This is a genomic window from Paenibacillus sinopodophylli (assembly GCF_005930355.1).
Classification (GTDB): Bacteria; Bacillota; Bacilli; order Paenibacillales; family Paenibacillaceae; genus Pristimantibacillus; species Pristimantibacillus sinopodophylli.
Window position 1 is genome coordinate 117,183 of the sequence record NZ_VDBO01000002.1, and the last position, 25,244, is coordinate 142,426.

The 25,244-nt window shown below is 48.1% G+C and carries 16 protein-coding genes; 12 read left to right on the forward strand and 4 right to left on the reverse strand.

What is annotated here, in order from left to right; genetic code table 11:
* Positions 1–13: 13 nt before the first annotated feature.
* A complete protein-coding gene (locus tag FGT79_RS12435; RefSeq protein WP_138753142.1) occupies positions 14–1,024 on the forward strand; it encodes a Gfo/Idh/MocA family protein in 1,011 nt (336 codons plus the stop codon).
* Positions 1,025–1,140: 116 nt separating this feature from the next.
* Here the strand turns inward: FGT79_RS12435 and FGT79_RS12440 are convergent, their stop codons facing one another.
* Positions 1,141–1,977, reverse strand: coding sequence for an AraC family transcriptional regulator (locus FGT79_RS12440; protein WP_138753143.1), 837 nt, complete (start codon positions 1,975–1,977; stop codon positions 1,141–1,143).
* Between the two features lie 218 nt (positions 1,978–2,195).
* On the opposite strand from FGT79_RS12440, the gene FGT79_RS12445 reads away from it, so the two are divergent.
* Positions 2,196–3,197: a Gfo/Idh/MocA family protein gene (locus FGT79_RS12445; protein WP_138753144.1), complete on the forward strand. Its 1,002-nt coding sequence runs from the start codon at positions 2,196–2,198 to the stop codon at positions 3,195–3,197.
* 31 nt (positions 3,198–3,228) lie between these two features.
* On the forward strand, positions 3,229–4,167 hold the full coding sequence (locus tag FGT79_RS12450; protein ID WP_138753145.1) for an aldo/keto reductase: 939 nt from the start codon (positions 3,229–3,231) through the stop codon (positions 4,165–4,167).
* 117 nt (positions 4,168–4,284) lie between these two features.
* Here FGT79_RS12450 and FGT79_RS12455 read toward each other — a convergent pair whose 3' ends face one another.
* Positions 4,285–5,103, reverse strand: coding sequence for a helix-turn-helix domain-containing protein (locus tag FGT79_RS12455; protein WP_246096403.1), 819 nt, complete (start codon positions 5,101–5,103; stop codon positions 4,285–4,287).
* 131 nt (positions 5,104–5,234) lie between these two features.
* Between FGT79_RS12455 and FGT79_RS12460 the strand changes: the two genes are divergently transcribed.
* Together FGT79_RS12460 and FGT79_RS12465 are read left to right on the forward strand one after the other, a co-directional pair.
* Positions 5,235–6,044 (forward strand): phytanoyl-CoA dioxygenase family protein, encoded by an 810-nt coding sequence (locus FGT79_RS12460; protein WP_138753146.1) that lies wholly within the window; start codon positions 5,235–5,237, stop codon positions 6,042–6,044.
* A complete protein-coding gene (locus FGT79_RS12465) occupies positions 6,044–6,910 on the forward strand; it encodes a sugar phosphate isomerase/epimerase family protein (RefSeq protein WP_246096404.1) in 867 nt (288 codons plus the stop codon). The genes FGT79_RS12460 and FGT79_RS12465 overlap by 1 nt, the downstream gene beginning before the upstream one ends.
* Positions 6,911–6,972: 62 nt before the next feature.
* On the opposite strand, the gene FGT79_RS12470 is transcribed toward FGT79_RS12465, so the two are convergent.
* Positions 6,973–8,652 (reverse strand): DUF11 domain-containing protein, encoded by a 1,680-nt coding sequence (locus FGT79_RS12470; protein WP_138753147.1) that lies wholly within the window; start codon positions 8,650–8,652, stop codon positions 6,973–6,975.
* Positions 8,649–15,356: a DUF11 domain-containing protein gene (locus FGT79_RS12475; protein ID WP_138753148.1), complete on the reverse strand. Its 6,708-nt coding sequence runs from the start codon at positions 15,354–15,356 to the stop codon at positions 8,649–8,651. The genes FGT79_RS12470 and FGT79_RS12475 overlap by 4 nt, the downstream gene beginning before the upstream one ends.
* 303 nt (positions 15,357–15,659) lie before the next feature.
* Here FGT79_RS12475 and FGT79_RS12480 point away from each other — a divergent pair, with 303 nt between their 5' ends.
* The 7 genes from FGT79_RS12480 to FGT79_RS12510 all read left to right on the forward strand — a co-directional run bounded on the left by FGT79_RS12480 (position 15,660) and on the right by FGT79_RS12510 (position 25,197).
* Positions 15,660–17,015, forward strand: a complete 1,356-nt coding sequence (locus tag FGT79_RS12480; protein ID WP_138753149.1) for a glycoside hydrolase family 30 protein — start codon at positions 15,660–15,662, stop codon at positions 17,013–17,015.
* Between the two features lie 89 nt (positions 17,016–17,104).
* Positions 17,105–18,886 (forward strand): sensor histidine kinase, encoded by a 1,782-nt coding sequence (locus FGT79_RS12485; RefSeq protein ID WP_138753150.1) that lies wholly within the window; start codon positions 17,105–17,107, stop codon positions 18,884–18,886.
* Positions 18,879–19,940 carry a response regulator gene (locus FGT79_RS12490; RefSeq protein ID WP_138753151.1) on the forward strand — a complete coding sequence of 354 codons (1,062 nt, stop codon included), beginning with the start codon at positions 18,879–18,881 and terminating at the stop codon, positions 19,938–19,940. Before FGT79_RS12485 ends, FGT79_RS12490 begins: the two co-directional genes overlap by 8 nt.
* 101 nt (positions 19,941–20,041) lie before the next feature.
* Positions 20,042–21,337 (forward strand): ABC transporter substrate-binding protein, encoded by a 1,296-nt coding sequence (locus FGT79_RS12495; RefSeq protein ID WP_138753152.1) that lies wholly within the window; start codon positions 20,042–20,044, stop codon positions 21,335–21,337.
* A 92-nt stretch (positions 21,338–21,429) separates the two neighbouring features.
* Complete coding sequence (locus FGT79_RS12500) at positions 21,430–22,314, forward strand: carbohydrate ABC transporter permease (RefSeq protein WP_138753153.1); 885 nt, start codon at positions 21,430–21,432, stop codon at positions 22,312–22,314.
* On the forward strand, positions 22,311–23,138 hold the full coding sequence (locus tag FGT79_RS12505; RefSeq protein WP_138753154.1) for a carbohydrate ABC transporter permease: 828 nt from the start codon (positions 22,311–22,313) through the stop codon (positions 23,136–23,138). The genes FGT79_RS12500 and FGT79_RS12505 overlap by 4 nt, the downstream gene beginning before the upstream one ends.
* 61 nt (positions 23,139–23,199) lie before the next feature.
* Positions 23,200–25,197, forward strand: a complete 1,998-nt coding sequence (locus FGT79_RS12510; RefSeq protein WP_138753155.1) for a beta-galactosidase — start codon at positions 23,200–23,202, stop codon at positions 25,195–25,197.
* Positions 25,198–25,244: the final 47 nt, after the last annotated feature.

A 25,244-nucleotide genomic window follows, 5' to 3' on the forward strand; every position in this document is an offset into this window, starting at 1 on the left:
AGGAGATCATACGATGTTGAAGGTTGGATTAATTGGATTTGGCTTTATGGGGCGCATGCATTTCGACAATTATGTACGTCTTGCCGCAGAGGGAGCGCCGCTGCAGCTTGTTGCGATCTGTGATCAACTTATTGAAGAGCTCAAAGAGGGCAAAGCTTCCGGCAACATGGCAACGGAGCAAGAGGTATATGATCTCTCGCCTTATCGTCTTTATGACAACATAGAAGCGATGCTTGCGAATGAGCAATTGGACGTTGTTGATATTACTTTGCCAACGTATCTGCATGCAGATTTAACTTGCTCGCTGCTTGATCGAGGGATGCATGTGTTGTGCGAGAAACCGGTAGCGGGTACGTCGGAAGATGGCTGGCGCATGGCTCATACGGCGGAACAGACAGGCAAAACCTTAATGATCGGACAATGTCTGCGTTTCTGGCCTGCCTATGAATATTTGAAAGCAGCAGTTTCCGATGGTCGTTACGGTGGAGTTACCGGCGGTTATTTCTTTAGAGGATCAGCAGCGCCAAAAGGCTGGTTCCTCGATGGCAGCAAGAGCGGCGGCTGTTTGCTTGATATGCATATTCATGATGCGGATATGGTTCATTGGCTGTTCGGTAAGCCAGAAAAGGTATCGACGCTTGCTCGCAATGTCATTCCAGGCAGCGGCTACGATATTGTATCGACTCATTATGTGTATCCGGACGGTAAAGTGCTGAATGCCCAAGCCGACTGGACGCTGGAAGGGGATTACGGCTTTTCTATGACCTTCCGAGTTAACTTTGAAGGCGGTAATCTGGTGTTTGAGAATGGACAGCTTAAGGTTAATCCGAACGATGCGCCAGGCTTTGTAGCAGAGCTCTCCAGCGATATGGGCTATTATCGCCAGATCAAGTATTTTATTGAATCGGTTAATGATGGCAAGGCAGTAGCGACATGCCTGCCGTCCAGCGCTGTAGGCACGCTGGAAATCATTGAAGCAGAGCGCCATTCGGCTGAGCAAGGCGGAGCATGGGTTTCACTATAATTCATGAAATCATCTATAGTCAGTAATACAAAAGGCAGTGTCAGAAGCTAAAGCTTCGGGCACTGCCTTTTGTGCTTGGCAAGTCGGCTGCCGCGGCATATGATCAGGATCGTATTTCATACGCCATAAAGCTGTCGATACAAGGTAGGTGTCATGCCTTCATGCTCCATGAAACGTTTGTTGAAATAGCTTACGCTGGGATATCCCGCATCTTCAGCAATTTGTCCGATGTTCGTGTCTCTGCGCTCCAGCAGCCATTGCTTGGCCATCTGCAAGCGGGAACGGGTGATGAAGTCCATCGGAGTCATCTCCATGACGCTGCGGAACAGCTTGCAGAAATAGTAAGGGCTGACGCCTGCCTGTTCGGCCCACTGCTCCAATATAAAGGGCTGAGCAGCTTCCTGCTGCATGAGGGGAAGCAATTCTAAGATGCGATTGCCTGCTGAGCTTGCTTTATTGCCCGATATAGGAACGGCTTGCTCGACGAATACGGCCAGAATAGCATAGGTCAATGCGGATAGCTTGGTAGGATGCAGCATGCGATGAGCTTCGGCTTCAACAAGCAATTCTTCATGTGCTTGCTCGAAGGTGGAACGCTGCCTGACTGTCCATAGCTGGCTTTTGTGAAAGCCTCTTTCGATCATATAATCTTGCAGGCCTGTGCCGTAGAAATGCACCCATCTAATATCCCACGGATCGTCCTTGCTGCTGTAATAATGCTGCCGTTGCAAAGGGAAATAAAGTACAGCCTCGCCTGCCTCGAGCGTATGCACCTTCCCGTCCCACTCCACGAAGCCTTTGCCTGAAACGACGTAATGAATGTTGAAGTTGTTCAAAGAACCGGCTTCCCTAAAGGCATCATGTTCAGGGTGGTTCCAATAATTACCTACCGATTCAGGGAAGCAAAAGAAGGGGTTGTTCGGCAGGGTAAGCAAATGGCTTTGCCGTTGCATGATGTGCACCTCAATGACAATATAGTTTTAATTCGTAACAAAATAATATCATTTTATTTTTGCTGTATCTACATTAAACTAAAAGCAAGCATCAAGTAAGCGCTTTTTATTACTCGTAATAAGTGCGTCTGTAGTTGGTTATTGCGAGAACAGGCGTTTCTTATTAAAATGCGAAATCACAATATAGTCATAGATTAGAATATGAGGTGGCAAATGAAATGACAAATAAAAAATTAAAATGGGGCATTATGGGCTGCGCTGGAATCGCCAAACGAGCGGTAATACCTGGCATTCATCTCTCAGAGCTGAACGAGGTGGCGGCAATCGCAAGCCGCGATGAAGAAAATGCAAAGCGAACAGCGGCGGAGTTGAACATTCCTGTTGCATACGGCAGCTATGAAGCACTGCTGGCGGATGACACAATAGATGTAATCTACATCCCGCTGCCAAACCATTTGCACAAGGAATGGGCGATTCGTGCCGCCGAAGCGGGCAAGCATATTTTATGCGAGAAGCCGCTTGCTTTGACAGAGAAGGAAGCAGCGGAAATGGCGGAAGCGGCAGCGAAGGCAGGGGTGTTTTTATCTGAAGCCTTCATGTACAGATACCATCCGCGCTATGACATGATTAAGAAAATAATAGATGAAGGGCAAATCGGGGAGGTTAGAGGCATCCGCAGCGCATTCACCTTCAATAATGCAGGACATAAAGAGAATGTCCGCTATCGGAAGGCATGGGGCGGCGGCTCCATATACGATGTCGGATGCTATCCGATTAATGCTGCTCGCCTGCTGCTCGGTAAAGAACCGGAAGCTGTTACCGTACAAGCGATGTTTTCCGAGCAGCATGACTACGTCGATATGATGGCCTCTGGCTTGGTCGAGTTTGAAGGGGCCGTTTCACTGACATTCGATTGCGGCATGTGGGCTGCATTCCGAAACCCGCTAGAGGTGCTGGGTACAGAAGGTTTAATCGAAGTACCTTCGGCGTACGTAACACCTGAGCCGGGCAGCGGCAACTTCTATGTGACCGCCAAAGGCGAGCGCAAGGAAATTGTGGTGCCGCATGTCAATGCATACACAGAACAAGCCGATCAGCTCGCAAATGCGATTAATGGTGAGAGTTCGCTCTTGTTCGGAGCGTCGGATGCACTCGCCAACATGAGAGTCATTGATGCTTGTCTGGCATCTGCTGAATCGCGTACTAGAGTTATCCTATAACAACCATGATATAAGAGGAGGCAGTTTCATTATGGAATATATTCAAATTCAAGGTTCGCCTAAGCAAGTGTCGCGTTTAATGAAAGGTTCAGACTATTTCTACCATGATTCCTATGAGAAAGCGGCTGCCAATTTAGATGCGTTTATCGCGATTGGCGGAAATTCGATCGATACTGCACATATTTATTGCGGCGGGCAAAGCGAGGAAGTTATCGGTCGTTACATGAAGGAGCGGGATAATCGGGAGTATATGGTTATTCTGACCAAATGTGCGCATCATGATCGCAACGGCTCGCGTGTAAATAAACAAGCGATATTTGAGGATTTGACGGACAGTCTTGCTCGTCTCCAAACCGATTATATCGATCTTTATGCGCTGCATCGCGATGATCCATCCGTTCCAGCGGGTGAAGTCATCGAAATCTTAAACGAGCATATCCAATCAGGAAAGATTAGAGCAATCGGCGTATCGAACTGGACGTGGCAGCGTATTGAAGAAGCGAATGAATATGCGGCTGCGAAGGGGCTTGTCGGATTTTCATTCAGCAGTCCGAATCTAAGCCTTGCGAAAGCGAATGAGCCGTTCTGGGCAGGCTGTGTTTCTGCGGATGAAGAAACAATTGCTTGGCATGAGAAGCAGCAGTTGCCTTTGCTGTCTTGGTCCTCACAGGCACGTGGCTTCTTTACGGGCCGGTTCTCACCGGAAGTTCGTGACAATGCCGATCTGGTACGCGTTTTTTATAGCGATGCGAACTGGGAGCGCCTAGAGCGGGCGAAGCAGCTTGGTGCTCAGAAAAACGTCAGTGCAATCCAGATTGCACTCGCCTACGTGCTGAATCAACCGTTCCCTACTTGTGCGCTTATCGGCGCTCAATCTATCGAAGAGCTGAACTCATGTGATGCAGGATCGCTTATTTCGTTGACGAAGGAAGAGATGCAGTGGCTGGACCTGGCGACAGAGAAGGTTTAATAATGTAAGACCCTAAAAGAAAGGGCTACTCCACGCGAGCAGCCCTTTCTTTTTTTGTGATATAGGAAAATGTATCATTTCGCCAACTTTCTCTCTATTTCTACCCGAAACGATATTTTAGCTGCCAGAGGACGGCTTCAGCCGTTCACTCTTGTATGCCCTGGGACTGATCCCATATGTGCTGCGGAACAAATCAGCAAAGTGATTGTAATTGTTGAAGCCGACATCGAGTGAAGCCTCAGTCGCTGTTCTACCCATATGCTCCATGAGAAGCGCAGCCTGCTGGAGACGCAGCCGGTTCAAATGTTCGATTATGGTTCCTCCCGTTTCCTGCTTGAAGAGATGGGACAGTCTGGAGAGAGACAATGACGCAGCATCGGCCACTTCCTCGAGGCGAATGGGACGAGTCATATGGCGCGATAAATATTGCAAAGCCAGCTCGATTCGGGGGTCTAGTCTTTTTTCGAGCAGGCGTGCCGCAAGCAAAATGATTTCACGCAGCGAATTCTCGCACAGCATATGCCAGAAGCTCGCCTGCTCCCTAGAATCGGTCAGTACATTTTGGATCGTTTGCTGTACACGTTGATGCATCTGGCCCTCTGGAATGGTTGCAACAATGATCTCCTTGTTCGGGAGGTAGTCGATTTCAGGTAGTTTCTGAAAATGCGCCCAGTAGAAATGCCAACGTTTGCCCTTCGTCGTTCCGTACTCATGTGGAATCCCGGAGCGGAGGAAGGCGATTTGACCGCTGTGGCATAGCTGTTCTTCCCCGCTAGTTCGCAAGTAGCCTTCTCCTTCCAGTGTGAAGAAGAGTAGCCAATCCTCCATCCCGTTTGGTCTGCGATGTTTGTAAGTGTCTGTTTCGTCCAGTAGCCCGCCGAATAGATTGCTGTATGTTGCGTTATGTTCTGACTTTGATTGCATGGATTTAGGCAAGGGGCATACCTCCGAAAATGAATAAATAGCAGAATACCGTTAGTTTATAGCAGTAAGCTTGCTTCCTTAAAAATAGCGATAGTCTTATGATGATGTCAAGAAGAATAAATGAATTAAGGGAGAGAAGCATAATGGCTAATCCGTTCATTTCATTAAATGCAGAACAGCGCGAGCAATTTCTAACCGAAGGTTATATTATCGTCAAAGGCTTATACACGGAGGAAGACGTACGTACGATCGAAGATCGCTTCGAGGAAATAAGCCGTCGTACGATCCCCGGCTTGTTCGAGCCGGATTTAAGTGAGAACGCCGAGGATCCGCTCAAACGTTATCCGCGTGTCATGCATCCGCATCGCTTCGATGAGATTGCGAAACAATATATGCTTCATCAGCCCGTGATGGATGTACTCGCTGATCTGTACGGAGAAGAAGCGTTGGCTGCACAAAGCATGTTCTATTACAAGCCTCCAGGTTCAAGGGGCCAAGCGCTGCATCAGGACAATTTCTATTTGCAGGTTGAGCCGGGCAACTGTATCGCAGCTTGGACGGCTATCGATGCAGCTACGGAAGAGAATGGCGGACTGCTCGTCGTGCCGAGAACAAGCGAGCATGAAATTAGCTGTCCAGAGCTTGCAGATTCTTCGGAGTCATTCACCACCCATTACGTTAAGCCGCCGAAGGAGCACAAAGCGATGCCGGTTATTATGGACAAAGGCGATGTGTTGTTTTTCAATGGGAACCTGATTCATGGCTCCTACCGGAACAAGACAAAGGATCAGTTCCGCCGCGCTTTTATATGTCATTATGCGAACGCTTCAGCTACCCATATCAGCGATCATTACCGCCCGCTGTTTCGTCAGGACGGCACACAGGTTGATCTTGAAATCAATCCGGACGGAGGGCCTTGCGGCATTGAATTCGACATGGCGTACCCACACTGATGTTGAACAAATGGCAGAACAAGCTGCTAGTTGAAATGTCTTGGTGGGGAATGGAGGGACTTGCGGGATCTGCTGGTCCTGCGGCAACGCTGGAGCAGAAATTCAAACGAATTGCGGACAGCGGTTTTGATGGGATTAATGCATTCGTTCCGAAGCCGGAGGATAGCGGGCAGTGGAAAGAGCAGCTTGATCGGTATAACCTGTCGTTTAGCGTGAATGCCTACCCAGCGTCCCTTGGGGATATGTCAGCGTTCATCGAGAAAGCGATAGAGTTCGGACGAGTCGATTATATTAATGCACAAGTGATGAAGCCTTTTCTAACCGGAGATGAAGCACTCACGCTATTGTCCGGAATCGATGCGCTTTCCAGACATGCAGGTATACCGATTTTCGTTGAGACGCATCGCGGCACGATTACGCAGGATTTGATCCGTACAAGACAGTTTTTAGAAACGCTGCCTGAGCTTAGACTTACGATAGACTATTCGCATTATGTCGTTGCAGGCGAACTGCATACGGTATCACCCGAAGCGGAGGAGATGCTCCAAAGCCTGCTGCCGCACGCAAGTAGCATTCATACGCGGATTTCGAATGGCGAGCAGATTCAGATCGATCCCGGTGAAAGGGGAGAGCATCCGATGCTTCCTCATTTCGCAAGGTGGTGGGAGAGCGCTATGCGTCATTGGCGAACAGCAGATCGACTGGATGCAGATCGCTTTCCTGTTGTTATTGAGCTGGGGCCGCCGCCCTATGCGATTACGAGGGATGAAGCAGGAGCAAGACAAGAAGAGCTTGGCGATCGGTGGAAGCAGGCGCTTTTCCTCAAACAGCTTGTAAGGCAGCTTTGGCATAAAGGGTTGCAATAACAAAGAGGGTATATCGTAGAGCGTGAGTCGCTCTGATATACCCTCTTTGTTAATTATAGAAGCTATTCATCATCTCCCGTTACGGTTACCGCAAGTACGCCTGAAGCTGCTTCACCGCTGAATCGTCTTCCGCTTACCTCGTAGGTGAAGCTGGCTCTTACGTACCCGATAATGTCGTCTGACACAATTGCATCGGTAACGATCGCCGAATAGATGATGTGCAAGGCTGCGCCAGGCGGAACACTGCCAAGCAGCCAGGAACGGTCTCCGTCATAGTCGTTCTGGCCAAGACGGCTGCCGTTCACGAGAAAAGTTCGGGGGAGTAAATCAACCCCTGTAGGAAAATCACTCGTAAAAGAAACGACGGCAGACAGGTTGCCTATGTTCGTTAAGGTGGAGCGAACGGTTATCGTATCACCGTAGTCGACCAGTGGCGGGGCTACGCTGCCCGTAAGCTGAATAATCGGTGCAGCTACCGCTGTAGCGACAGCATTCGAGAGCGATGAATTGCTAACGACTCTTCCACCTGCCAGTCTGAAGGTGTACACGGCTTTCGCCAAATTCGACAGCGGTGCTGTCGATGTGAGCGTTGCAGCAATTCTGGCAGCAAAGGTGAGGATGCTTTGCGACTTCCCGAGCAGCGTGCCGAGATTAATGCCATCTTCAATGGAGGCGCCAGGCTGCGGAATGCCGTTCAGCTTCAAGCTGTTTGCAAGCAGGGTAATACCTGACGGCAAGTGATCCTCAAGCACGGCATCGACAGCTATATTCTGAACGTTATTTATGGTTATGGCATACAGCAGAGTGTCGCCAGGAACGGCTATGGTCTGATCGACCTGTTTGTTGACGATGATTTCTGGCTTGATTAATAGGACACTCACTTCATTGGACTGCGTGAAGCTTGGTGATCCAGAAACGACATAACGTATAGTAGCCTGACTGACTGACAAGTACGCGGTACCATCTGTCGTTTGCGTGCGGTACGTAATGATGACAGAAGAGTGAGCTTGCAGCGTGCCGAGCGCTATCCCTGATCGTGGATCTGCGCTAGGCGTAATGATAGCATTGATCGTTACGCTGCCAGGCACGAATAGCACACCTATTGGCAGGTTAATAAAAGCAACGACATCTCTAAGGCTGAGATTGCCGTCATTCACAAAGGTGAGCTCATAAGTGACGTAATCGGAAACGAAGGTCTCGCTGGTGCTTGCCCGCAGCGTTGCGTATAGAGAAATCGCATTAACTGGCGTCACGAGTGTATTCGAATAAGTGGTGCTTGTGACTGTACGTCCCTCTGCCGTTTGGAAGACAGAATCGGCACGGGCTGTGTTGACGAGCTGTAATGAAGCTGGAATTGTCACAATAATAAGCTGAAATACGATGCTGGCCGAAGCGAGCGGCGCCAAGCTCCCGATAGCAATGCCGATATCAGGGTTGGCGCCGGGAGCAGGTGCACCGTTAATGAGCACACTGTTGGCGACAAAGGATGTTCCTTCAGGCAATCGGTCAATAAGAGTAATCGTTCCGGCTACATTGCCATTATTGGTCAATAGGAGTTCATACGTAATCGTGCTCCCGAGCAGCACTTCACTCTCGAAAGCTTTTTTGACAATGGATACCCGTGTACCTATTAATGCTGTATCCACCGTGTTCGAATAGGTGACAAAATCTACGCTCCCGGAAGCAAACTGCACGAATGACTGGTTTTGCAGAGTGGGATTGCCGGCAGGTGAAGGACTCATATTGTAACGACCACGACCTGGAATGAAACGATCGAAGTTGCAGAAGGAGCAATTGTACCGATTGAAATGCCGGAATTCGGATTCGCTGCTGGTACAGGTGTACTGTTAACTAACACACTTCCCGCCGTAAAGACGGTGCCTGCTGGGACCGGATCGATGAGAATGACGTTATTGACTGGCACGATGCCGTTGTTAGTTACTGAGATTGTGTACGTAATTGTATCGCCGACAACCGCATCAATAGCAGATGCGCTCTTAACAGCTGTAACATTCGGCGAAGAGACTGGTATGGACAGTACATTGGATAGAAGGCTGCCTGTCAGCAATCGGCCGTCTGGCGGCGAGTAAGAGAAGTTGGCACTGGCTTGATTCACGAGCTGCTGTGGTGAAGGCAGGGCATCAACCGTAACTTGCAAGGAAATCATTACGCTGATTGAGCCGCCTGCGGGTACAGTGCCGACTGGAATTCCGGTTGCAGGATTGACGCCTGGCTGAGGAACACCATTAATGTTTACGCTATTCGGAACAAAAGCAGCGCCAGCCGGAATGGTATCGTACACAGTTGCCTGCGCATCAATATTGCCGGTATTAGTAAGTGTCAGCCAGTACGTGACGGTATCCCCAACCGTTGCATTTGAAGTATTAGCTGTTTTTAGCAAAGCAAGAATAGGCTGATAGACAGGAGTTACTAGTGTATTCGAGAAGGTATTGCCGGAGAAAGCCCCTGATGTAAAGCTAATTGTTGCCCTATTGCTTAATGTTGCCGGATTTGGCAGGGAGTTAACGAGTATATTGAAGTCGACCAGAACCGTGGTACCTGGTGGAATCGTTCCAATCGTTATACCGAGCACCGGGTTGGCAGCGGGTCTAGCTGCGCCGTCTACAACGACTGTCCCTGCGACGAAGGAGGCTCCTGCCGGAATCGGATCAACGACGAGCACATTATTAATATTAACGATACCACTGTTTGTAACGGCTATGCGATAAGTTACTGTATCGCCGACAACCGCATCGATGACGGTTGTGCTCTTCACCGCTGCCACGTTAGGAGCAGAAACCGGAATGGATAACGTATTTGTTGTAAATGAGCCATTTAACGTACGTCCATCCGGCAGAGTGAAGTTATATGTCGCAGAAGCTTGGTTAACCAACTGCTGCGATGGAGGCAGAGCATCAACGACAACAGAAAACATTACATACGTTGTCTGAGAGATCGCACCTAGCACAATGCCTGAAGCTGGATCGGCGCCAGGCAGCAGCTGTCCATTGACGATGACGCTGTTGGCGACGAAAATTGTACCTACAGGAATCGTATCGGTCAATGTAACATTGCCAGGATAATTGCCTGTGTTTTGTATTTGAATCGTATAAACAACGGTGTCGCCTATCGTTGCATTAACGGTGCTGCCGGTTTTAGTTCCTGTCAGAATCGGCTGGTATACAGGGACGATTACCGTATTGGAGAACGTTACTCCCGAGAACACGCCTGACGTGAAGCTGACGGAGGAACGATTGCTTAGCTGTGCTGGATTCGGCAGCGAAATGACCGTTACATTGAAGCTGACAACGACGGTCTGACCCTGTGAGATAGTGCCGATGGCTACGCCTGTTGCGGGATTTGCGGTTGGCCTTGCAGCGCCGTCTACCAGTACACTTCCAGGCACTAATGCGCTGCCGACTGGCAAGGGGTCTGTGAAGATGACATTATTAACAGCCGCTATTCCACTGTTGAGAATAGAAATCGAGTAATTCACGGTATCGCCAATCGCTACGGCTGTCGATGTTGTGCTCTTGATTACGCTGACGTTAGGCGCTGATACCGAGATGACAACCGTATTCGAGCTGCCGCTGCCGCTGAGCGAACGTCCGCTTGGGAGCGTGAAGGCAAAGGTTCCATTTGCTTGGTTGGATAGCTGCTGCGGATTCGGAAGTGTATCAACAACTACTGAGAAGACGACAGGTATAGTCGTATTTGGTGCTACTGACCCTACTACAATGCCGGAAACAGGATCAGCACCAGGCTGCGGTGCTCCGCCAATCAAGACACTGTTAGGCTCGAATATGGTGCCTGCTGGAATATTGTCTGTAATGGTGACCGAGCCAGAATAGTTACCGGAATTGCTGACGTTAATCGTGTAGCTGATCGTATCGCCAACGGTAGCGTTAATGGAGTTGGCGCTTTTGGCAAACGAAATAATTGGTTGGTAGACAGGTGTACTTACGATGTTGGATATGGTTGTTCCTGAGAATACGCCAGATGTGAATGTGACATTGGCCTGGTTCCCAACCTTCCCTGATGCCGGGATGGATATGACGCTTAGCTGGAACGTTACGGTTGTCGTGGCGGAGGCTACAATGGAGCCTAGGGAAATGCCGTTCACAGGACTACCAGGTACTGGCGTTCCATTAACGGTCACGCTTCCGCTTACGAATGCAGTGCCGTCTGGCAGCGGGTCCGTTAAGACTACATTGTTAATCGTTTCGATTCCACTGTTGTTGACGGCTACGGAATAAGTGATAAACTCCCCGACTGCAAGGTCAACGGCAGTTGTGCTTTTGGTCACCGCAACATTGGGTGCCGATACAGGGATGGACAGTGTATTTGAGACGGCTGAGCCATTCAGTAGTCTACCATCTGGAGGTGAATAGGTGTAAGCTGCAGTGGCTTGATTCACGAGAAATTGCGGACTAGGCAATGTGGTTATGACGGTTGAATAGGTGACAGGTATTGAAGCCCCAGGAGGAACAGAGCCCACACTAATACCGCTAACAGGTGACTGGCCAGGCTGAGGCACACCGCCAACAACTACGCTGTTCGGCGAGAACGTCGTACCTGGCGGCAGCAGGTCCGTTAAAGTGAGGATCGCTTCGAGATTCCCGGTATTACTTACAAGCACGGTGTAGGTAACCGTATCGCCGAGTGTGGCATTGGTCGTATTGGCGCTCAATAACAAGGAGATTTGCGGCTGTGTGACTGGTGTGGTCGTTGTATTGGATGAAGAGGAGGCCGAGAATGCGCCCGATGTAAAGCTAACTGTCGATTGGTTCGTAATCTGAGTAGGTATGGCCATCGTTACGCTCACCTCGAAGGTTACGGTAGCTGATCCGCCTGGGGCCAGCGTACCGATTGGAATGCCGGAGGATGGCGCTGCATCCGCCCGGATAATGCCATTAACTGAAACCGATCCGCTCACGAAAGTGAGATTCACAGCAAGCGGATCGTTTAGGACGACTTGGTTGACAGGTGCGATGCCGTTGTTCGTAATGAGTGAGGTGTACGTAAACGTATCGCCAACAACAACGACGGCAGGAACCAGTGATTTGACGACGGTTACGTTCGGAGGTGAAACGGGCACGGAGACGATATTTGATGTCGCGTTTCCGAATATTTGCCTGCCATCCGGAAGTAAATAGTCAAATGCAGCACTGGCTTGATTCACGAGAAATTGAGGCGTAGGCAATGAGACTACCGTTACGACAAAGCTAACGTCAATTGTGGAGCCTGCTGGCACATTGCCGATTGGAATGCCGTTAGCCGGACTTAGTCCAGGATAGGGAATGGAGTTAATCAGAACGCTGTTAATATCAAAGGCTGTACCGGCTGGAATATTATCTGTCAGCACAACATTGGCGCTGGCATTGCCGCTGTTGCTGACTCTGATGCTATAGGTGTACGTATCACCAACTGTGGCGCTTGCTGTACTAGCTGATTTGGTCAGAGTAATAATAGGCTGAAACACAGGGATATTGACGAGCTCTGATAGTGCAGATCCCATGAAGGAACCAGATGTATAAGCGACGCCGGCTCGGTTACTAATGACAGCAGGATTAGGCAAGAAGGCAACACTTAATCTAAAAGTTACGGTTACAATACCTGACGGACTAATCGTTCCTACGGAAATGCCGACACTTGGATTTGCTCCGCTAGACACACCATTAACAGTTGTACTGCCAGCCACGAAGGTTGTGCCGCTCGGAATATCATCCGATACGATGACGTTGCTGACAGAAACTACACTGTTATTCGTAACAACAACGGTGTACGTAATGACATCTCCAATAGCAGCTGCAGTACCGTTAGCCGATTTGGTAATCGATACATTCGGTGCTTGTGCAGTAAGCGTTATGGTGTTGGAGCTGCTGCTTCCGCTGAGCGATCTGCCGCTAGGAAGTTGATAAGTAAAGCTGGCTGTCCCCACATTGACCAAGGTTTGCGGTGATGGCAGTGTGTTAAGTGAAACCTGGAACGAAATGCTCGAGCTTCCTGCTGGAGCAATAGAGCCAAGAGGAATGCCGGTTACAGGGCTGTCTGCTGGTCTGCTTATACCATTTACGATGACGCTGCCAGAAACGAACGAAGTCCCATCGGGAATATTGTCCGTTAAAGTTGTCTGAGCAGCAATATTACCGGTATTGTTTACTGAGAAGGAGTAAGTAACGATTCCGCCTACAGTTGCGCTCGTCGGTGCTCCGCTTTTCACAATGCTGATTACCGGCTGGTATACAGGTGTCGATATATTGTTCGATAACGAAAGACTTGTGAAAGAGCCAGAATTATAGGAAATAGAGGCTTGGTTCGCAAAGCTGCCTGAGCTGGGTACAGATACGGCATTAATGACGAAAGTCACCGTTACAGAGCTGCTTGGTGGTATTGCACCGATACTGATCCCGCTCGCAGGATTGGCTGTTGGCTGCGAAATACCGCCGACCACAACGCTCCCCGAAGTGAAGGCAGCGCCTACCGGTATGGCGTCCGTTAGAATGGTGTTGGTAACTGCCGAAATTCCATTATTCGTTACGACTAGGGTATAAGTCATTGATTCGCCTACAGCAATATCGGTCAATCCTGCGCTTTTGACAGCTGTTACGTTAGGCAGCCTTACCGGAATCGTTACGGTATTAGATGAGAAGGAGCCTGAGAATATGCGGCCGTCCGGTATTTGGTACGAATAAGTGGCAGTTGCCTGATTGACGAGCTGAGGCGGTGATGGCTGCGCGTTTACCTGCACAAGAAAAGTAACCGTCGCTGAACCTCCGGCAGCAACAGTGCCAATGGCTACCCCCGCAGGCGGATTGGCGCCTGGAATAATCACGCCATTAACGCGGAAGCTGTTCGGAACGAAGGTCGTGCCTGCAGGGATATTGTCGGTCAGTGTGACCGTTGCTGCTGAGCTGCCCGTGTTGGCAACCTGAATTGTATAGGTTACTTGATCGCCAACGGTTGCGTTCTGCGTGCTTGTGCTTTTGACCATGGATAAATTAGGTGCATATATCGGAATCGTTACCGTATTGGATGGTATGACCCCGGTTATGATGGAACCTCCAGATACGCTCTGGAACGTAAAGGCGGCATTCGCTGTGCTTGCAATTTGAGCACTGGCAGGCAATGAGGTTACGACCGCTTGATAGGTAACGGTAATGGAAGTGGCTAAGTTCAATGACCCGAGCGGCGCTCCTGTTCGAATATCGAAGGTTGGTTTCGCTACGCCGCCGACCACGACACTACCAGGCACGAAGGTAACTCCTGCTGGAAGGGGATCGGTTAACACGACGCTGGCAGCGTTCGCCGTACCAGAGTTGCTGACCGTTACAGTGAAGGTGATCACGTCACCAATCGTAGGTCCCGTTGCGTTCTCACTGAGCACAACATTAATAATAGGAGCATTGATATCGACCTGAATCGCATTCGCATTAAGCACATAGGCATCGCCTGAGGTGGTTAGAGACAGCACGGCAGAGTTCTGGTTGTTCGTTAGCCTTGCAGATATATCGACGTTCGTGATATCCCAGCCTTGGCGTCCACCGACAATGTTGGTTCCAGGAGCACCGTTTGTTTGATTCCGATTGCCAAAAGTGCCGGTTGTATTCAGCGCGCCGGTATTGTTATTAATCTGCGAGGCAAAGAAGTTGTTCGCGAAATTGTTCGTTCCAGATAAAGCGACGAGACTTGCGGCGGTAGGGCCGAATAAAGCTTGATCCCCTGTTCGGTTGGCATCCCCTTCTTGCCCGCTGAACAAGGCTCTTCCGCCTAATGCACCAGAGATTGGAGTTGCAAATCCGGTTAGCGTCGTGTTAACGGGCCCGGATGTACTCTGTACAAGGACAGCTCCTGCTCGAAGAGACATATTGCGGAATGGGAGCGTAGGGTTCTGATAAATGACAGCCAAAGTCCAGCCCGCATGATTTGCAGTTGAGTCTCCAGCAATGACGATTGTTCCTACGACAGTACCTGTCGTATAAGTACCTGCACCTCCAGCCTGCACAAGCGTAGTAACATTCGCAGAGCGGACGTAACCGAAGGCTCCTCCTCCCAGATCGAAGGTGTTGCTTGTTGCTGCATCCGGCGCGACGCTTGCTGTGGCAGCAGGTGTAATAAAGGTGACGGAGTTGTTAATCGCCGCGCTTAAATTCACGCTTCCGTTAATGTAGCTCCCGCCCCATATTAGTTCCGCATACAGCACTGTGCTTCCAACGGGAATAACAAGCTCGGCCGCTGCACTGTTCGTTAAGTAATTGCTAGTAGTCCCAAAAGGGTATGTGCCGTATCGAACGGTTGTGTTCGTTGTTGTAAAAGCGCCTATGCTATCCGCAGTACCTGGTACGCCTGCAGTTTCGGAACGGCTTAGACCGAGCGTATTGCCGGTAAACGTAATAGCGCCAGTAGCGTTAAAGGTTGCTCGGACGACCAGAGGTATTGGATTCACCCCCTTAGCATGAATAGATTTCAGTAAAGCCTCGCAGGCTCTTCACCGTTTATACTCCAAAACACCCTGCATTAAGTGTATGCCGCCATTTTTCAAAATCTGTTTGTACAGCTAAATTAATGTTAAGCACTCTTATTGAAATGCATAATTGCGGCTGGATGCGACATCATAGGGAAGATAAAGGTTTAGGAATATCACCTTGGTTTAATATTGTCCAACCCTCGACACTAAAATGTTCTAATTAAACGCTTACATCCTGCTGTTATAATGATAAAAACGCTTACAAGGAGTGGGTTTGCGGAAATGGAACAAAAACGGATACAATGGTGGACAAGTACGGAAACGAATTTGTGGAAAGAGAATCCTAACGAAAGTATTCATATAGAGCATGGGATTGCAGATGCCAATCTATCCGTTACGGATGTGCTGCATCAAGAGTTGGAGGGGTTCGGCGGCTGCTTCAACGAGCTTGGTTTTGCTGCACTCAAGCATCTGCCCCATGAATCACGACGGGAGGTTATGCATGCGCTGTTCCATCCGGATGGTGAACAAGCATTCAGCATATGCCGTATGCCGATCGGAGCGAGCGATTATGCGCTGGAATGGTACAGCTTGAATGAAACTGACGGCGATCTGGCGATGGAGCATTTCTCTATTGATCGGGACCGCGAATACTTAATTCCCTACATTAAAGAAGCACTGGCGCTTAATCCTCATTTAAAGCTGTTTGCTTCGCCGTGGAGCCCGCCAACGTGGATGAAATTTCCGAAGTCCTATAACTACGGGACACTTCGCTGGGAGAAGGAAATTTTGGAGGCTTATGCGCTTTATTTCGTTCGATTTGTTCAAGCCTATAAGGAAGAAGGCATTACGATTCATCAGGTGCATGTCCAAAACGAGGTTGTTGCCGATCAGAAGTTTCCTTCCTGCGTGTGGACGGGCGAGCAGCTTCGTGAATTTATACGTGACTACTTAGGTCCGGCGTTCGAGCAGCATGGTTTGGATACGGAAATATGGCTCGGAACGATCAACGCTCCTGAAGAATGGGATGAATGGCTGAAGAAAAAAGAATCGGACTTCAATGCCTTTGCCAACACGGTGTTAAGCGATCCCGAAGCTTATAAATATGTGAAGGGTGTCGGTTACCAATGGGCAGGCAAGCATGCCATTCAGCGCACCGCGCTTAGCTACCCGGAACTGCGCTACATGCAGACGGAGAATGAGTGTGGCGACGGCGAGAACACATGGTTCTATGCAAGATATGTATTTAATTTGTATCAGCATTATTTCACGAACGGTGTGAACGCTTATATTTATTGGAATATGGTGCTGGAGCCAAAGGGCAGAAGCACTTGGGGGTGGGAGCAGAATGCCATGCTCACGATCGACAAGGAGAACGGCCAAGTCATTCGAAATCCAGAATTTTATGTGATGAAGCATTTCTCGCATTTCACGGCACCTAGCGATAGGAGAGCAGCACTACAGGGACCTTGGACAGGCAACGCCATTGCGTTCAAGAAGCCTGACGGCACATCTGTAGTCGTGCTTACGAACCCATTCAAAGATGTAAGAGAGCTGCGGCTTGCTGTAGGTGATAAAGTGCTGCAGCTTCAGCTGGAGCCTGAATCCTTCCATACAATCGTGGTCCCTGAGGGATGACGAATGCTTACAAACTAACGCCTGCAATCGAGGGGGCGTTAGTTTTTTGCGCCATTATACACTCATGATGAAGGAGGCGCTTTGCTGCTATGATAACTAAGCTTATAAGGCTGCTGACGAACCCTTTCCGGCGCAGCATTCGGAATAAATTGATTTTTACGATGATTTTTTTGTCGGTTGTGCCCATTATCGCCGTAACGGCTTTAGCAGCGGAAAATAACCGAAAATCGATGGAAACTGAAGTGATTACGACGAATTTATCCAATATGAAATGGACGGGTGTTTATTTGGGCGATCAGTTCGCACAGTTGAACAATTTAATCTATACCGTAATGATTAGCCCTCATCTTAGTGAATATTTGGCAAGCACGGAAGGGTCTTCGCTATACAATCCATATACCGCACAAAAAAATATTATGGATACACTCAACAACTTATTTTATTCTGCAGGCAATCATGTGATTGGCACTGGACTTTATTTGAAAGAACCAGCCAAGCTGTTCAACATCAGTGCCAATCAGAACGACCTGAAGTCGACCAGCGTTGTTCCTTCGCCTTATAATATACTGTTCGAGGAGAATAAAGATTTTATTATTCTATCTACTAGCGGCGACGATGGGCAATTCCAGCTAGTTCGAAGCATTAACAGATTCGAGAACCGTGATAAGCTCGGCGGTATCTCCTTGAATATCCGCTGGTCCATGCTAGACCAGACACTCGCGTTGATCGGACGCGGCGAAGCGCATAAGGTGTTGATCGCTGGAGATGAGGGCAATGTACTCTATCAGCCGCTCGGTGAGAAGCCCTCTGATGAAATCATGAGCAGAGTCAATCAAGTAACAGATGATCATGGCTATTTCAAAATGCCTAAGGAATACGTATTTTACAATACGATCGATCCTGTAGGCTTGAAGCTGGTTACGATTATTCCTACCAGCTTTATTAACAAGAGTGCGCAGTCGACGATGCAATTCGGGATTATCGTAGGGTTGATCTCGATAGTCGTATCTATCGCTATTGCGATACTGCTTGCGTGGCGGACGGCTACGCCGATTGTGACGCTTGCGAGGTCGATGCAAGGACTTGGTATTATTAAAGAAACAGAGCTGCCCCAAAGCAACCGTGTTGATGAGATCGGCTTGCTGGAGACGAAGCTTTATAACATGTCCTATCGCATAAAAGAACATATTAAAACAGAATATAGCATTAATCTGGACAAAAAAACGGCGGAGCTCAAAGCGCTGCAAGCACAAATTAATCCCCATTTCCTGCAAAACACACTTCAAATGATCGGAAGTATGCTGTTCACGAAAAAACCAGCGGAAAGCTATGAAATTATCAGATCTTTAAGTGATATGTTCCGATATGTCATTCGGGACCCCAATGATCTGGCCAGCTTGAAAGCGGAGCTTGAGCATTTGAACAATTATATGCTTATACAGCAGCAGCGCTTCTCAACAAGGCTGAACTATACGACAGATATAGATGAGCGGGCACTCGCCTGCCTAATACCGAAGCTTACGCTTCAGCCGATCGTAGAAAACGCGTTTTTTCACGGTCTGGAGAATAAATCGGGCAAATGGGAGCTTTCGGTATCCGTTGCACATATCAGAGATGCAGTGCACATTCGCATTCAAGATAATGGGATAGGTATTGAAGACAAGAAGCTTGTTGATCTGCAGCGGAGACTTAATTATCAGAGCGGACAGGTGTGGACGCGAGGCAACAGGATCGGCATACAAAATGTCGCTTCCCGCATCGTCATGCATTTCGGAACAGCGTATGGGATAACGGTAGAGAGCAAGCATGGAGAGGGAACGATAGTAACCGTCATTATACCAGAAGAAGCGAGAGGTGAGCTAATTGATTAAGGTGTTGATCGTAGATGATGAAAGCTGGACAAGAGATATTATTAGAACCTTCGGGGAATGGGAACATCTAGGCATGGAGATTATCGGAGAAGCCGAGGATGGAGACGATGCGCTTAGACAAACGGAGGAGCTGGAACCGCATATTGTCATTACTGATATGAGGATGCCGGGTACGGATGGTGTTCAGCTCCTTCAGCTGTTGAATGACCGCTTTCCTCTAATTAAGACGATTGTCGTTAGCGGCTACGATGATTTTCAATATGCGAAGCACGCCTTAAGGTTTAAAGCGGTCGACTATTTGCTGAAACCAGTTGATCCAAATGAGCTCAATGCTGCGCTGCGGAATTGCCTAAACAGCTTAGAGGCTGCTCAAGTGGAGCGGGGAGCCATATCGCTCGATTTGAACCTTTCCTATTCATTGATGGAGTACAAGCAGCTTGTGAAGTCTTATTATAATGAATTGAATACGGTGGGTGTTAGGACTACTCTAGTCCAGATGATGGATGAAATTGAGCAGAACGGGAATGGTAAGACGGCTGTACTGGAACAGGTCGTTCAGGAGATGTTTCTACTGCTTAAAGAGCTGATGGACGCTAATTCACAAGGCAGTGACAGCTTGAATGCGATTCTGGAACAGGAGGACTTCGCATCCTGCGCCAAAACAGCCTTGCTGCTGACTGAAAGATATGAACAAACCTTAGAGCAGTTGATCGCGCATCGCAAATATAAGAACAAATTAAATTTGGATGAAGTTCGGCTTTATATGGATAAACATTATACCGAGTCGGTAACACTAGAACAGCTGGCAAGGGCTTTTTACGTAAGCAAAGAATATCTGAGCAAAATGTTCAAACAAGAGTATGGCCGCAACGTGACCGATTATATGCTTCATCTGCGGATGGTGAAAGCGAAGGAGTGGCTGCTGGATGAGACGATCCCGATTAAAGCGATTGCAGAGATGGCGGGGTACGAGGATGTTACTTATTTCTATCGTGTATTTAAAAAGCATTTTGGCATCGCACCAGGTGAAATGAGAAAGAACAGCGAGGTTTAAAATTGTCCAACGAAAGTGTCTAATCCCGTCCAATTAAACGCTTACAAAAATGAATTACAATGAAAGCGTAAACAAAACAAGCTTCAGGGAGGTCAAATTAGATGAAAAAAATGTTCAAGGGTCTACTGATTACGATGCTGGCTGGTTCGCTGCTTGCGGGCTGCGGTAATAATGCGGGTAACACGGGAAGCACGAATGAAGGGGCAAGCAGCGGCGGAGAGGCAAAGAGCGTCAAGCTGAAAATGTTCATCGCCCAGCCGCGATTCAAAGAGCACTACGACAAATATATCGCTGATTTCGTAGCCAAAGAGAAAGCAGAGAAAAATATCGACGTTACGGTACAGCTGGAAATGCCAACTGCAGATAATGCGGCTCAAATTTTGAAAACAAGATTGGCATCGAATGATGCACCTGACATCTTCGCCCTTCATGCCATTAACGAAATTCCTTCCTACTACAAAGCAGGTTACTTGGAGGATTTGTCCGATCAGCCTTTCGTAGGGAAACTGCTTGAAAGCGTGAAGCCGTCGGTTACGACTACGGATGGCAAGGTTGTAGCACTTCCGCTCGAAACGCTGTCATGGGGCTATCTGTACAACAAAAAAATATTCGCTGATCTTGGGTTGACGCCGCCAACGACTTTGACAGAAATGAAAGCGGTTGTAGAAAAGCTTAAAGCAAATAACGTAACCCCTTTCGTTCTCTCCTATAAAGAAGCATGGATACCGCAGTTGGTGCTGCCGCTAGCAGCTGGCGCGATTATTAATACGACGAATCCAGACTTCATCGAACGCATGAACAAGGATGAAGGCTCCTTCACGGAGATGAAATCGATGTTCGATATCTTTGATCTGATCAATGCTAACGGTACAGAAAAAGCAACAGAGGTAGGCGGCGATGACGGCGCGGCGGCATTCGCTGCAGGCAAAGGTGCAATGTGGCTGCAAGGTCCTTGGTATGCGGAAACGATTCTCAAGTCAAATCCGGATCTCGATTTCGGAGTGGCACCGCTGCCGATCAATGATGATCCAAAAGCAACATTAATTAATCTGAGTGCATCTACTTCGCTTGCTGTGTCCAAAACGACTAAAAACAAAGAAGTAGCGCTTGATTTCATGAACTATGTGTTGGATGACACAGCTTCCAACGGCTTCTTCCAAGCACTCAAGTTCAACCCGCTTGCTACTGTACACACTTATGAGAGCTATCCGTGGGTGAATGATGCGACTGCTTATGTGAAAGAAGGCAAATCTTATCAGGATCCAGCAATTCCGCAGGCTGTTAAAGACGAAGTGGGCAAAGGCTTGCAGGCATATTATGCAGGACAGATCTCGCAAGACGACGTGCTCAAAGCGCTCGATAAGTCTTGGGCCTCATATAACAAAGTAAACAAGTAAGGGAATAAGCCTAGGGACGAAGAGGAGAAAGCATTCCATCTTCACTTCATCCCTTTCTTTACTTAGAGACACATAGGAGAGGGGCGAATACTGTGCCGGTCAAAAGCTATAAAAAATACATCTCGCTATTCACATTCATCGGACCTGCATTTATTTTATATGCAATCTTCCTGCTAATTCCAACGCTGGGAGGCATGTACTACAGCTTCACGGATTGGAATGGTCTCAACAGGGACTATGACTTCATAGGTTTGGGAAACTTTATCGAAGCACTGAAAGAAGATCCGGATTTCGTATCTTCCATATTCTTCACCTTGAAATATGTGTTGTTTATGGTTGTGCTTCAGAACGTATTCGCTTTGCTGCTGGCTGTCTTTATTGAATCCCGCAAACGGACAAAAGGTTTCTTCCGTACTATCTTCTTCATGCCAAACATGATCAGTACGATTATCAGTGCATTCATGTGGACGTTCGTATTCGCACAGGTCATACCGCAAATTGCAGAGAAAACAGCTATTTCGTTCTTGGATCAAGCTTGGATCGGCGATCCAAAGGTTAGCTTCTTCTCTATTCTAACGGTATCACTATGGAATGGTGTCGGGTACATGATGATTATCTATTTGGCGGGTCTACAGGGCGTGCCGCAAAGCTTGAAGGAAGCAGCTGTTATCGATGGTGCTTCTGCGTTCCAAACTTTCCGCAACGTAACACTTCCAATGATTACACATGCCATTACGATCTGTTTCTTCCTAACGCTGAATGGGGCGTTTAAGGTGTTTGAAGTGGTATATGGCTTAACCGGCGGAGGTCCTGGACGGAGCACGCAGGTTATAACGATGAACATTTATGAGGAAGCTTTCTCGAATAACTTCCGATACGGGTATGCAAGCGCCAAATCGGTCATCTTGTTCGTCATTATCCTCATTTTCACATTGATACAAATTCAAGTCATGAAGAAAAAGGAGCTGGAGGCATGAATCAGAAAAAATCATCGTCAATTATTATTACGGTCATGCTGTCCATTGGCGCAGCCATCTCCTTTTTCCCCATCTACTTAGCAATTATCAATTCGTTCAAAACGCAAGGGCAAATGTTCGAATCGTTCGTTTCCTTGCCTACAAGCATAAGCTTCGACAACTATGTGAATGCTTTTAAGCAAATCAACTTGTTGAATAGTACCCTTAACTCTGTTGTTATTTCGGTACTCGGTATTGGTGGCATCGTATTTTGCGCTTCACTAGCCGGCTATAAGCTCTCTCGCACGAGCGGTAAAGTGAGCAGCATCATCTTTTTCCTGTTCATTGCATCAATGCTGGTACCATTCCATTCCATTATGATTCCACTAACAAGAATGGCGAAAGCATTGCACGTTCAAGGCACTACGTATGGTCTTGCTATCATTTACATCGGGCTTGGCGTTAATATGGCGGTATTTCTTTATCATGGCTTTGTGAAGTCGATTCCAAGAGAGCTTGAAGAGGCAGCACAGATCGACGGCTGTAATGAATACCAAACGTTTTTCCGCATTATATTCCCGCTGCTCGTGCCGATTACAGTAACGATCGCGATTCTAGACTTCTTATGGATATGGAATGATTTCCTGCTGCCGCTTTTGATGCTGACGGATGTCGAGAATTATACACTGATCCTATCGACGAACACATTGTTCGGCGAGTACAACAAGGAATGGTCGCTTATTCTTGCTGCGCTAGTCTTGACGGCAATTCCCGTCGTTATTATTTACTCGTTTTTTCAAAAATTCATTATGCACGGTATTGCCGAAGGCGCGATCAAGGGCTAATTGGTTCCTACTCTCTTTATAGATCCTAGGTTCCAATGCTAACGACGAAAGGGTTGTTTTCGTGAATAAATTAATGTACGGTGTCGCTTATTATGATGAATATATGCCTTATGAACGGTTGGACGAAGACATCAGGATGATGAAGGAAGCGGGCATTAATGTCGTCCGAATCGCCGAATCGACTTGGAGCACACATGAGCCGCAAAACGGTGTATTCGATTTCTCATCCGTGGACAAGGTGCTGGATGCGATGCATGCAGCAGGGATCGCGGTTATTGTTGGAACGCCGACATATGCTGTTCCTGCTTGGATGGTGAAGGAGCACCCGGATGTGCTTGCAGAAACGGCGAAAGGGCCAGGCAAATACGGAGCTCGTCAAATTATGGATATCACAAACCCATCCTATCTGTTTTATTCAGAGCGAATCATTCGCAAGCTGATTAGCCGAGTGAGCAAGCATCCAGCGGTCATCGGTTACCAGACTGATAATGAAACCAAACATTACGATACAGCGGGACCGAATGTACAGCTGCAATTTGTCAAATATATACGGAATCATTATAAAACCTTGGATAACATAAATGAGCTCTTTGGGCTTGACTATTGGAGTAATCGTATTAACAGCTGGGAGGAGTTTCCGTCAGTTGTAGGTACGATCAATGGCAGTCTAGGTGCTGAGTTTGCGAAGTTCCAGCGTACGCTGGTGAACGAGTTTCTTGCGTGGCAGGCTGCGCTCGTGAATGAATACAAGCAGCCGGGGCAATTCGTTACGCAAAATTTTGATTTCGAATGGCGCGGCTACTCCTTTGGCGTACAGCCTTCGGTTGATCATTTCGCGGCTGCAGAGCCCTTTGATATCGCAGGTGTAGATATATACCATCCATCACAGGCTGACCTGACAGGTATCGAAATTTCCTTCGGCGGAGACATGACTCGTTCGCTCAAGAAAAACAACTATTTGGTACTCGAAACACAAGCGCAGGCATTCCCGCATTGGACACCATATCCAGGACAGCTGCGACTGCTGGCATTCAGTCATCTCGCATCTGGTGCCAATATGGTTGCCTATTGGCACTGGCATTCTATTCATAATTCGTTTGAAACGTATTGGAAGGGTTTGCTCAGTCACGATCTGAAGCCTAATCCTGTCTATAACGAAGCCAAAACAGTTGGTGCCGATTTCGCCAGATTAAGTGATGAGCTTATTCATTTGAAGAAAAGCAATCAGGTTGCGGTTATGGTGAGCAATGAGGCGCTGAGCGCGATGGAATGGTTCAAGCTGCCGGATGGAAAAGGCTATAATGACGTCGTTAGAGCCTTGTACGATGAACTATTTAAATTGAACGTCGAAGTCGATTTCATTCAACCTTCTTATGCCTCATTAAGCGATTATAAGCTCATTATCGTTCCTGCACTCTACGCGGCAGCGACAGCTGATCTGGAGCGCCTGAATGAATTCGTTAGAAACGGTGGGCATGTCGTCTATACGTTCAAAAGCGGCTTTGCCGATGAGGTCGTAAAGGTTCGAACGACTGAGCAGCCTGGCATTGTGAGTGAAGCTTGCGGTATCGGCTACAGCTTGTTCGTTACACCGGATGGCGTCGGTTTGCAAGGCAAGCTGATCGATTCGGAGTTTGCAAGCAGCACGGTTGAGTCTTGGATGGAGCTGATCACGCCAACGACAGCTGAGGTGCTGGCATATTACGATCATAGCCAATGGGGACAGTATGCAGCTATTACACAGAATGCATTCGGAAGCGGCATCGCAACTTATATCGGATGCTTGCCTAGCGCAGCGGTTATTCGTAGAGTGCTTGCGGGTGCAGTTAAGCAGGCGGGTCTATGGACAGACGAGCAGCAGCTTAGTTTCCCCCTCATCGTGAAGTCAGGCAAGAATGTAGCGGGTAGCACGATCCGTTATTATTTCAACTATTCGAATTCACGCGTCTCTTTCCTATATACGCATGGAAGCGGTGAAGAGCTGCTATCTGGCCGCAGCATTGCAAACGGTGAGTCATTGGAGCTTGAACCGTGGGGCTTTGTTATTGTAAAAGAATAATACCTGAAAAGGCTGAAGCACGCTTGACTTGTTTCAGCCTTTTTGAA